Annotated in this window: 13 protein-coding genes; 4 read left to right on the plus strand and 9 right to left on the minus strand. The window is 65.9% G+C overall.

Features of this window, described 5'->3' with window-relative positions; all coding sequences use genetic code 11:
* Positions 1-117 precede the first annotated feature (117 nt).
* On the minus strand, positions 118-1,593 hold the full coding sequence (locus NUW87_RS11035) for a TM0106 family RecB-like putative nuclease (RefSeq protein ID WP_269028570.1): 1,476 nt from the start codon (positions 1,591-1,593) through the stop codon (positions 118-120).
* Between the two features lie 88 nt (positions 1,594-1,681).
* Between NUW87_RS11035 and NUW87_RS11040 the strand changes: the two genes are divergently transcribed.
* Entirely contained in the window at positions 1,682-2,317 is a 636-nt protein-coding gene (locus NUW87_RS11040; protein WP_269028571.1) for a DUF6474 family protein, read from the plus strand.
* Positions 2,318-2,321: 4 nt separating this feature from the next.
* Here the strand turns inward: NUW87_RS11040 and NUW87_RS11045 are convergent, their stop codons facing one another.
* Both NUW87_RS11045 and NUW87_RS11050 read right to left on the minus strand, forming a co-directional pair.
* A complete protein-coding gene (locus tag NUW87_RS11045) occupies positions 2,322-2,960 on the minus strand; it encodes a LuxR C-terminal-related transcriptional regulator (protein WP_269028572.1) in 639 nt (212 codons plus the stop codon).
* Positions 2,938-4,215 (minus strand): sensor histidine kinase, encoded by a 1,278-nt coding sequence (locus tag NUW87_RS11050; protein ID WP_269028573.1) that lies wholly within the window; start codon positions 4,213-4,215, stop codon positions 2,938-2,940. The genes NUW87_RS11045 and NUW87_RS11050 overlap by 23 nt, the downstream gene beginning before the upstream one ends.
* Here NUW87_RS11050 and NUW87_RS11055 point away from each other — a divergent pair.
* Both NUW87_RS11055 and NUW87_RS11060 read left to right on the plus strand, forming a co-directional pair.
* Complete coding sequence (locus NUW87_RS11055; RefSeq protein ID WP_269028575.1) at positions 4,214-4,759, plus strand: DUF2020 domain-containing protein; 546 nt, start codon at positions 4,214-4,216, stop codon at positions 4,757-4,759. The genes NUW87_RS11050 and NUW87_RS11055 overlap by 2 nt on opposite strands.
* A complete protein-coding gene (locus NUW87_RS11060; protein ID WP_253704910.1) occupies positions 4,756-5,709 on the plus strand; it encodes a TIGR00730 family Rossman fold protein in 954 nt (317 codons plus the stop codon). The genes NUW87_RS11055 and NUW87_RS11060 overlap by 4 nt, the downstream gene beginning before the upstream one ends.
* Positions 5,710-5,713: 4 nt before the next feature.
* On the opposite strand, the gene NUW87_RS11065 is transcribed toward NUW87_RS11060, so the two are convergent.
* From NUW87_RS11065 to NUW87_RS11090, 6 genes are all read right to left on the minus strand, one after another.
* Complete coding sequence (locus NUW87_RS11065) at positions 5,714-5,866, minus strand: hypothetical protein (RefSeq protein WP_035000279.1); 153 nt, start codon at positions 5,864-5,866, stop codon at positions 5,714-5,716.
* A gap of 2 nt (positions 5,867-5,868) precedes the next feature.
* Positions 5,869-6,666: a class E sortase gene (locus NUW87_RS11070; RefSeq protein WP_269028578.1), complete on the minus strand. Its 798-nt coding sequence runs from the start codon at positions 6,664-6,666 to the stop codon at positions 5,869-5,871.
* Positions 6,667-6,690: 24 nt separating this feature from the next.
* Entirely contained in the window at positions 6,691-7,317 is a 627-nt protein-coding gene (locus NUW87_RS11075; protein ID WP_269028579.1) for a TetR/AcrR family transcriptional regulator, read from the minus strand.
* Between the two features lie 112 nt (positions 7,318-7,429).
* Entirely contained in the window at positions 7,430-7,699 is a 270-nt protein-coding gene (locus NUW87_RS11080; RefSeq protein WP_035000283.1) for a GlsB/YeaQ/YmgE family stress response membrane protein, read from the minus strand.
* A gap of 102 nt (positions 7,700-7,801) precedes the next feature.
* A complete protein-coding gene (locus NUW87_RS11085) occupies positions 7,802-8,698 on the minus strand; it encodes a universal stress protein (RefSeq protein WP_269028580.1) in 897 nt (298 codons plus the stop codon).
* 58 nt (positions 8,699-8,756) lie between these two features.
* Entirely contained in the window at positions 8,757-8,903 is a 147-nt protein-coding gene (locus NUW87_RS11090; RefSeq protein ID WP_172796707.1) for a hypothetical protein, read from the minus strand.
* A 22-nt stretch (positions 8,904-8,925) separates the two neighbouring features.
* On the opposite strand from NUW87_RS11090, the gene NUW87_RS11095 reads away from it, so the two are divergent.
* Positions 8,926-9,906, plus strand: coding sequence for a pseudouridine synthase (locus NUW87_RS11095; protein ID WP_269028581.1), 981 nt, complete (start codon positions 8,926-8,928; stop codon positions 9,904-9,906).
* Positions 9,907-10,712 lie beyond the last annotated feature (806 nt).

Genomic DNA, 10,712 nt, shown 5'->3' on the forward strand with positions numbered 1-10,712 from the left:
ATGTCCAATAAGTCACCAGACTCCATGTCCAATAAGTGACCAGACTCCGCGTCCAAAATGTCCATAGACATAACAGTGATCTGCTAGTTGCCCAAAAAGACGAACTAGCAGATTCTGCTACACCGACCCGAACTCGGGCACGCCCGGCGCGTCGGCATCCAGGAAGTCGCGCACGGCGCGGGTGGCGCGGCAGTCGTCCTCGTTGTAGCGCAGCAGCATGTCGCGCGCGGCCTGGTCGCCAAACCGGGCGGAGCGGCGCAGGGCCACGGAGCGTTCGCCATCGACGTCGTCGTCCTCCCACTCAAAACCCACGACCGGGCCAAGCACCTTTAGCCCCAGCCCGTCGGTGCCCACGAGCGAACGGCGCACATGGGCGAACACGTCCACCCACTCGTCGGAGGCGATGAACGCGGCGACGTCCCCGGCGTCTACGGAGGCGAAGCGCTTGGCCGACGAGCGCAGCCAGTGGTTCTCCCCGCCCGCGGCGTAACAGTAGGCGCGGAACGTTTTGCCCTCCGCATGGGCGGAAGCCCGGCGCGCCATCAGCCAGGACCAGAACGCCGTGAAGTTTTCCTCCTCGGCGTCGCCGCCGACCTCGTCCCAGGTGGCGAAGGCGCGGTAGTCGGTGCCGTCGAAGGTACCCCACAGGTAGGCGCCCTGGTCCAAGTAGGCCTCCATGTCTACATCCACTTCCACGTCGGCGCGGGGCGCGGGCGTGAAATCGGATCGCCGCAGCACGGGGATGCCGGCGCGCCAGGCGCGGGCGAGGGCGGCGGGCTCGGGCGGAGCTTCGTCGATAAGCTGCTGCACCGTATGGATGCCGCGCTCGCGCCAGTAGTCGCCGCGGCCGCCCGGAAGCAGCAGCGAGATGTCGTCGAGCTCAACCAGGCGCGGCTCACACAGCGGCCAGAACCGGCAGGTGGCACACTGTTTCAACCGCTTGGGCTCGTCTGGCAGCGGCGCCAGCAGCGCGCCGACAAGCGGCTCGATGTAGCGCTCCGGCTCGCACAGGTACGCGCGCGTGCGGTCCTGGCCGATCACAGCCCCGCGGCCGTCCGCGCCCTCGCCGAGCAGCAGGTGGGCAAGCGTGACGCGGTAGCCGTCCACGGTGTGGTGGCGCGCCTTCGCGTGCACCGTCAACGGCTGACCCAGCCCGAGGCGCCCGGTGGGGATCATGGAAAGCTCGGCGCTCGGATGAGCCCGCGCCACTCGGTGGTTGGAAATCACCACGGGCAGGTACCCGGCCTCGGTGCGCACGAGCACGTCCACGTCCGCCTCCGCGTCCACGCCCTCCACCGTGCCAACCAGGGTGGCGTTGGTGATCAGGTGCGCGCGGCGTCGAAAAGCATCCTGTGTTGCTGCGACACGATCCGCACCGGGGTCGATGTCCACACGCACAAACGCCTTGCCGGCGCCGTCGCCCACGGCGCGTTTGACGGGCAGCAGGTCGAATACGGCGGCGCGGGCAGCGTCGATCTGCGGCTGGCGCAGCAGCGCCTCCGGCAATTCGGGTACGTCCGGGTGCGCGCGGCGCTGCCGCTGGCGGAAGCGGCAGCCCACGAGGTCTGAGGCGCGCACAGGTTCGTTACTCACAATGCCTCAAACGATACCTGGGCAGGGGTAGTGCCCCGGAAGGTACAGTGAATGGGCGTTAGAGCGAACGATTAGAGGAGAGCAAACCATGGGTGTTTTCGAGGCCATCCGCAAGTCCCGCGCGAAGACGAAGGCCGAGGTCAAGGCCGCGCAGTCGCACGCGCGCCAGCTGGCCAAGCAGGAGGCGAAGGCCGACGAGCGCGTGGCCAAGCTCCTGGACAAGGCGGAAAAGCGCCTGCTCAAGGAAGAGAAGAAGGGCCTGAAGCGCAAGCGGAAGCACGAGAAGGACCTGGCCAAGGCGCACCTGAAGCGCATCCAGGAGTCCGGCGTGACCCAGAAGAAGGCAAAGCAGTGGGTCTCCGCCGCGCGCATTCTGGTGCCGGTGCTGCTGCCGCTGGCGTACAAGGCGCTGACCTCCCTCCAGCAGGGCCAGGTGAACAACCGCGCCGCCGGCCTGGGGCTCACCCCGCAGGATCTCGCGCGCCACTCCGGCCGCGGCGCCGAGCTCAAGGCGCGTATCGACGCCGTCCGGCAGAACGTCGAGCACACCGACAACCTCGGCGAGGGCTTCAAGGGTGACGCGCGCGTGCGTCTGGACGAGCTGGAGCAGGCCGTGCGCAACGCCGAGCACGCGAACCCGGAGCAGCGCCGCCTGGCGCACAATTCCATCGACGAGGACCTGAACAAGCTGGCGGCAGAAGTGCACGCCAAGCTGTCCAAATAAGCCGCTACAGCACGCCCTGCTCGCGCGCTGACGCCACGGCGGAGGTGCGCGAGCGCACGCCCAGCTTGTCGTAAATGTGGACAAGGTGGGATTTCACGGTCGCCTCGGAGAGCATGAGCTGGCGGCCGATTTCGCGGTTGGAGGAGCCAGCGGCCACGAGCTGCAGCACTTCCAGCTCGCGCGGGGTGAGCGACGAGCGCGGGGTGCGCTCGCGGGATTCTAGCCGGTCGCGCACGACGGGTGACATGGTGGCGTCGCCGCGCGCGGTGGAGCGCACCGCCGCGACGAGTTCTTCCGGCGGGGCGTCTTTAAGCAGGTAGCCCACGGCGCCGGCCTCGATGGCGCCGAGGATGTCGGCGTCCGTGTCGTAGTTGGTCACCACCAGCACCTTGGGTGGGTGGGGCATGTTGGCCCGAATCGCGGCGGTGGCTCGGGCGCCGGTGGTCACGCGCTGGCCTTCCGCGCCGGCGCCGAAGCGCAGGTCCATGAGGATGACATCGATGCCGCCGGCCTGCGCGGTGGCGATGGCGCCTTCGGCGGTGGCTACCTCGGCCACCACTTTGATGTCCTCGGCGGCCTCCAGTACGGAGCGCAGGCCGAGGCGGACAATCTCGTGGTCGTCAGCCAGCAGTACCCGGATCAACGTCGGTCTCCTCGCTAGAGTCAAGGTCAGTCTTTTGGTTGATCCTAACCGGCACAGCCACGGTCAGCGCCGTCGGCCCGCCGGGTGCGGACTCGATCTCCAACTTTCCGCCCAGCTCCACGGCGCGCGAGCGCATCGCATCCAGCCCCAGGTGGCCCAGCCCGCTGGGTTTGAACCCCTGCGCGTTAACGTCGAAGCCGCGGCCGTTGTCCACCACGTCCAGGCGCACCTCCTCCGGCGCGTAGGTCAGGGTGATGCGGGCAATACTCGCCTCGGCGTGGTTGATCACGTTGGACACCGCACCCTGGGCGATGCGCAGCAGCCCGGCCTCCACCCGCATTGGCAGCGGCACGGCCTCGCCGTCGACTTCCACCCCGATGTCCAGCCCACCTGCTTCGCCGAAGTCGCCGGCCACCCGCGCTAAGGCGTCGCGCAGCGAGGACTCCGTCAGCGGCGCCGGCGCAAGCGCGGCGATCATCGCGCGGGTCTCCGCCAGGTTATTCGACGCCGCCCGGCGCGCCGTCTCCATCTTCCGCAGCGGCGCCTGCACCTTATCCTCCGGCAGCCCGCTTGCCCGCACGTCCTGTTCCGCCGAGTGCAGCAGCATCTGGATCGACGACAGGTTCTGCGCCACCGTGTCGTGCAGCTCGTGCGCGAGGCGTTCGCGCTCCTGGGCCACGCCGGCGGCGCGTTCGGTGTCGGCGAGGCGGTCGCGTGTGGCCAGCAGTTCGTCGATAAGCTGCTGCCTCTCGCGGCTCACGCGGGTGATGGTGTCGAAGGCGTACGCGATCGCCACCACAACCACCGCGGACAGCGCCGGGCCCATGATCCCGCCGAGGGTGAGACCGGTCGGGACCTGCATGCCAATCGCAATGCCCAGGCACACCACCACCCACGCGTAGCCGACCCAGTTGTCAAAGGCGCGCAACGCCACGAAGAACAGCACGAACACCCAGTACACGGCTACTGGCGAGACGGTCATGTCCGCCACCCACACCGCCGTCGCCCCCAGCATCCACGCCACACGCCCCCACATGCCCCAGCGGTACATCTCCACCATGCCGTAGAACAGCAAAAATGCGAACGCCGCGGTCATCACAATGTGCAGCAGCGCGCTATTGAGCGGCATACGCGCGAGCGCACCGAAGGAGACGAGCATGAGGCACACCGCCAGCACCGTGATGCCCGAGTCGAGCGCCCGGTAGTCCGCGGTCTTTCCGGGATGCTGCTCCAACAGCACTAATCTGGAGCTCATGCGTCTGAGAGTACCCACCGCCCTGTTCGTGCTCGCCCTCGCCGGGTGTTCGCAGGAGCCTTCGCCTATCGACGACCCTCCGGCCGCCCCCGCACCCGAACCCGCCCTGCCCGTGCAGGCCCTGCCCGACACCCCGCGCGATAGCTGGACCGAGTGCCCCTACCTGGACACCGAGTGGGTCGCGCAGACCAACGGCCAGCGCGTCACCGGCGTGGGCACAGACCCCCGCTTCGACCCGCCCGCGTGCCAGTTCTGGTCCTACCCCGAGGAGCCGCAACTGACCGTGCTGGTGCGCCACATGGATTCTGCGGAAGACGCCCGAGCCGTGGTGGACTTCGTCGCCCCGGTGGACCTGACCCAGCCGGCGACGCTGCCCGGCGGGTGGGACGGCGGCCGCCACGGCGGCGGGGACGTGCCCGGCCGCATCGGCGCAGCGTACGCCGTGGCCAAGGGGCCCACCGCGGTGGCGGTGTTCACCAACCAGCACGAGTCCGTCAAGGCCGAAACGGTGGCGAAAGAAGTAATCGCTAACCTGGCCCTGTGAATAGTCCCGTGATGATCTCCGTAGCCGCCATCGTGTTCACCGACGAGCAGGGCCGCGTGCTGTGCGTTCGCAAACACACCAGCCCGCGGTTCCAGCTGCCGGGCGGCAAGCCGGAGCCCGGCGAGACGCTGGTGGACACCGCGCTGCGCGAGACCCGGGAGGAGGTCGGCTTGGACGTCGACCCGGAAGATTTGAGCTACCTGGGCCAGTTCAGCGCACCCGCCTCCAACGAGCCGGGCTGCACCGTCACCTCCACGGTGTTTTTGCACCCCGGCACCGGCCTGTCCCCCGCGCCTGCCGCGGAGATCGCCGAGGCCCGCTGGATCGACCCCACGGCCCCCGATGCCGAGCTCGCACCGCTGCTGCGCGGCGAGATTTTCCCGGCGCTGAAGTCCCGCGAGATCGAAGCCATCGCCGTCTACGCCGGGGCGCGCGAGGGCACCAACCCGAACAACGCCGCGTTGGCCAGGGCGTTCGGCGAGGCACTCGCGGACGCCGACATCACTTTGGTCTACGGCGGGTCAAAGGTGGGGCTGATGGGTGAGGTGGCCGAGGGGGCGTCGACAAGCATTGGCATCCTCACCGAGCACCTAGCCAACTACGAGCTGCAGTACGAAGGCCTCGAGCGCCTCGAGGTGGTGACCACCATGTCCGAGCGCAAGGCCCGCATGAGCGAACTTGCCGACGCCATCGTGGCCCTGCCCGGCGGCGCCGGCACCCTCGACGAGCTGTTCGAGGAATGGACCAGCCAACAACTCGGCCTGCACCAAAAACCCATCGGGCTGCTGGGCAGCGAATTCTGGGCGCCGCTGGTGGCGATGATCGACCACATGGTGGACCAGGGCTTCATGCGCCCGACGGACCGCGCGCATATGGTCGTCGCCGACGACCCGCAGGAGCTCCTGGCCAAACTGCGCGCATGGGCGCCGCCGGTGCCACGCTGGCTCTAGTCGGCTACACCGCGACGTCGTTGTACGGCATCATCGACGACACCCACGGGTAGACAACCTCCATGAGCAGGAAAAACACGCCCACTAAAATGATCAGGGTGAGCAGCCACTTCACCGGCGCGGGGCCGGGAAGCTTGCGCCACAGTGCCGCATACATCGTTATCGCACCTCTTTCATTACATCCGGGACCGCACCCGACGGGTCCTTCGGCTGCACCTCCGTGCGCACCGCGTGGATAATCATGCGCTCCGCGTTGGAGAACTGCGGGTGGCACGTGGTCAGCGTGATCAGGCCCTCCGTGCCCGGCTCCACCTTCGTCGAGCTGTTGCCCGGGATGGGGTTGACCACCTCGATGTCGCCCGGAAGCGTAATCTCGCGGCCCTTGACCTGCGCGTAGTCGCCAGCCGCGATGCGCTCGTTCAGCTCGCCGGGCAGGCAATCGATTCCCTCTCTGCGGCGCTCCCCCGGGTCCTGCGACATCGGCAGCACGCGGTAGGTCACCCACTCGGTCTGCGTCTCCACCACGATGGCGTCGCAAGCCTTCAGCGCACCCAAGTCGTTAAACGGTGCGCCCTTGCCCACGCGGTGCCCGGCCACGGCGAAGTTGCCGTCCTCGCCCGGCTGCTGCGTGCCCGGGTAGTGGCCTGGGCCGGTGAGCAGCTGGTGCTCCTGCACGCCTTCCACGATGGCGAACTGGTAGTCTTGGCCGAACGCCGGGATGTACATGCGCGCGAACGCGTCGCCCAGCTCAGCGGTTTTGGCTTGTCGGGGGTTGACCCACTGCTCTTCCAGGCGAGTCTGCGCCTCATCCTGCATCCGGCCGGAGGCGATGTTGGTCCAATAAGACTCGTAGAAGGCGAACAACAGCAGTAGCACGCCGAACGTGAGCAGCAATTCGCCAATCACCTGCGAGGCGGTGATGCGGCGCGGCTGCGTGTGCATGTGGGCCGTGGTCATGCAGCTCAGCGTAGCGTCGGCGCGCTAGATGGAGTAATCCGGCGGCGGCGCGCCCAAGGTGTTTTCCGCCAGCGCGCGTGCGGTGCGCAGCGGCTCGATGCTGTGCAGGATCCTCGCGCCAGACAGCCCGCCATCGAGGAAGATCAGCAGCTCATCCGCCAGCGCGGAGGACTCGTAGCCGTTCTTCTCCGTCAATAACGCCGTGATCGTTTCGTGCATCCAGGAGCGGTGCGCCATGCACGCCGCGATGATGCGCTCTTCCGACTCCACCTCGGGGCGCGGGTATTCGCCCGCGGCGTTGAGGAAAGGAGAGCCGCGGAAGTCCTTGTCCGGCTCTTCGTCGATAGCCATGTCGAAGAATGCGAGGATCTTCGCGTCCGCGTCCGGCGCCTTCGCTGCGCGCTCACCCCAGCGGGCGCGGAACTGCTCGTCCAGCTGGTCCAGGTAGGCGATAACGAGGTTGTCCTTCGAGCCCAGCAGCGAGTACAGCGAGGCCTTTGCCACGTCCGCTTCGCGCAAGATCCGGTCGATGCCGATGACGCGGATGCCCTCTTCGGTGAACAGTTTTGTTGCAGCGTCCAGCAGCCGCTGGCGCGGGCTCGGCCGGTCCCGGCGTCGCTGCGCTGGCCTCTTCTTGCTGGTGGTGGCCAAGGAAAACTCCTTCGTGCGTCGGTCGCATATCAATATAGACAAACCGGTACGTATAGTCCACCGGGCACGAAAAAATCCCCCGGGTTCCACCCGAGGGATTTCACACTTTCGCCTATCGACGCTTGCTGGTCACCAGATTGATGATCCACAGCAAGATCACCGCGCCGAGCAGGCAGGTGAGGAAGCTGAAGAACAGCCCGCCACCGGCAACGTCGACGCCGAACACGGAGAGCAGCCAACCGCCAAGCAGACCGCCGATAATGCCGACCACGATGTTCAGGCCGATGCCCATCTGCGCGTCACGGTTCTGGATCTTCGAACCGATCCAGCCAGCAAGACCGCCGATAACAATCCAACCGATAAGACCCATTGCAGGTGCCATAGTGTTTCAAACCCTTCTAATTGTTAATCAGTACGGGAGCCATTATGCGCCCCTTATAGATTGGGCGAGCAACGCATCGCATGCAGTTGCGTAACAATTCGCTTACAAATCTTGTGTACGCACGACCATCATGGGGCACGGTGCCTCCTGCAGCAGCGCGCGCGAAGTCGAGCCCAGCAGCATACCCTTGAATCCGCCGCGGCCGTGCGAGCCGGTGACCAGCAGCTGTGCACCCTGCGCAGCTGCTGCGAGCGCACGCACCGGGCGGTCGCGGGTGATGGCCTTCTTTACCACCACGTCCGGGTACTGCTCCGAAAGCTCATTCAGGTACGAGCTCAACAGCTCGTCCTTCTCCGCTCGCACAGCCTTCCAGTGGTCCTCGGAGACCGCGTAGCCTGCCCCCGGCCCCTGGATCTGGGTGTCCACCCAGGTGTGCACCGCGTGCAGCTCCGCACCGCGGGCGGCTGCCTCCTCAAAGGCCACCTCGGTGGCGCGACGCGACACGTCAGAACCGTCCACGCCGACGACGACAGGGCCGTACTTGTTCGCTTCCGTCACGGCGTTGTCTTCACGCACGACCACTACCGGGCAGGACGCGTGAGAAACCACGGCGCCGGAAACGGAGCCGAGCACCATGCCGGAGATCCCGCTCAAGCCGCGGGACCCCATCACCACCATGGTGGATTCCTTGGACATCTCCAGCAGCATGTCAATCGCCGAGCCTTCCGCCACCGCGTGGCCGATATGCAGGTCCGGTGCCACCTCGAGCGCGACCTCGCGCGCACGGTCCACGGTCTGCAAGGTTTCACGCTGCAGCTCGTCGAAGACCTCCTGCGGCGGCACCATGCCTTCCGCGTACAGGAACTGCGGCATCGAGTACGCCGCCGCGAGGCGCAGCGGAATGTTGCGCTTCATCGCCGTATTTGCAGCCCAACGGACTGCATTGTCGGAGGCGGGGCTGCCGTCTACGGCAACGACAACGATATCTTCCTGGGTCATATACAAACCTTCCCTCAGATCGGCTGGTTATAACCCCAGTCTACTGCTGTCCGGCGTGTTAGCGCGGCAGTTCCTGCGGCGTCGCCGCCGGGGCGTTCGCGGGGAACAGCACCTGGTAAATCACACTCAGAACGTCCATGATGGCCTTACCGATACCCTCGGAGAAAAATGCCGTCAGCGGTTCAACCAAAGACCCTAAATCCATGGCGGCTAATCTACTACACAGCATGGCACGGAAAAAGAGTAAGAATACGGGGCCGCTGCCGCCCCGCGACGGCCTCGGCGCCACCCGCGCACGCGTGCCAGAAGGGCCGGGCATCTCAGCCGCCGAATTCATCTGGCACCTCGTTTCCACCCAGCGCCACCGACATCCCGAGGACAACGTGGATGCGGTCTTGGCAAGGTTTGCCGAAGGTGCCGTCGTAAAGCGCGACGGCTCCCCGTTAACCGCAGAAACCTGGCTGCAACCCGGCACCGATGTCTTCTTCTACCGCCGGCCCGCGCCAGAGACACCCGTGCCCTTCGAAATCACCACGGTATTCGAGGACGACGACCTCCTTGTCGTAAACAAACCGCCATTTTTGGCTACCATGCCGCGCGCGTCCCACATCACCGAAACCGCGACTGTGCGGCTGCGACGCGCGACCGGCAACGAAGAGATTACGCCCGCTCACCGCCTTGACCGGGCGACATCCGGGCTGCTCTTGCTGACGAAACGCCGCGAGATCCGCGGCGCCTACCAGGAACTCTTCGCGCGTCGCGAGGTACGCAAGGAATACGAAGCAATCGCATTGCTTCACGACGTCCCTCCGGCCACCCCCTGGCACCACCACCTGACCAAACAATCCGGCGAGCCCGCTGCCCGGTTGGTACCGGACGTCGAGCCGAACGCCTCGACCGTGGTGTCGAACGTTTCACAGTTAGAGCCTGCCCTCGAGGTGGCATTACAGAGACGCTATGGCGTTTCAGGCGCGCTGGGTCGTTATGTCTTGCAGCCCGAAACCGGCCGCACCCACCAACTCCGCGTCCAAATGTTGGCGGAGGCGTCACCAATCCTCGGCGACAGGATCTACCCCAATCTGTTGCCGGCAGACACTGAGGACTTTTCCGTGCCGATGCTGCTGCGATGCACAGCTCTGGAATTCACCGACCCGCTGAGCGGCAGCAAACGCGAGTTCCGGCTGAGCGAGACCTGGCCGACCCTGTAGCCGCCGTTTCTCTAGGCCGCTACCCGTATAACGCTTTGTGGGTGTTCCCCAATGTTTGTGTTCCTGGTGTTGTCCGCAATGCGGAGTGTGGCCGGAACGCGAGTTTCGTGAGTGGCACCCATAGTTGGCGCACCTGTGGTTGTCCGCAATACGGAGTTTCGCGGGGCGGCTTTCGCATTTCGTAAACGTTGACGGTCCACCCATTTTCGACCGGTGTTTGCCCAGGTGGGAAATCGCCGGCGTTAACTTGTGCGAGACCGCCAGCTACATGGTCCTTGGGTAAGCACCCATTATTGGTGCAGGCGCAGTTGTCCACAATGCGGAGTGTGACCGCGGCACGGAATTGGTTGGTGGGCGCCAATAGTTGGTGCCGTCGTGGTTGTCCGCAATGCGGAGTGTGGACCGTACCCGGGTTGTTGTTGGTGCGTTGTTGGTCGAGTGGTGGAGGTCGAGTTCGTCGGTGTACGCGGGTGTACTCGACGTCCGGTACTCGACTTTCGCCCTACTGTCGGCGTCATGGTTGCTGCGTGTGTTGGCCCCGCGACCTCTGTGGCCCCGAGTTCGCAGGTCGCGCCCCGCCGGGTTGTATCGCCCCGGGGGTTTTCATGGGTGCGTACCCATTGTTGGTGCAGGCGGAGTTGTCCGCAATGCGGAATTTCGCGCGGGCGCGCAACTGGCTGGTGTGCACCACCCAGGTGGTCTCGGTGGGTCACTAGCTCAACATATGAAAAAGCACCCGTCGCACCATCAGTGTTGGTGCGGCGGGTGTTTGTGTGTGAAGTTGTTGGGTCGGCGGTAACCTACTC

Source organism: Corynebacterium pilbarense (genome assembly GCF_026930265.1).
Classification (GTDB): Bacteria; Actinomycetota; Actinomycetes; order Mycobacteriales; family Mycobacteriaceae; genus Corynebacterium; species Corynebacterium pilbarense.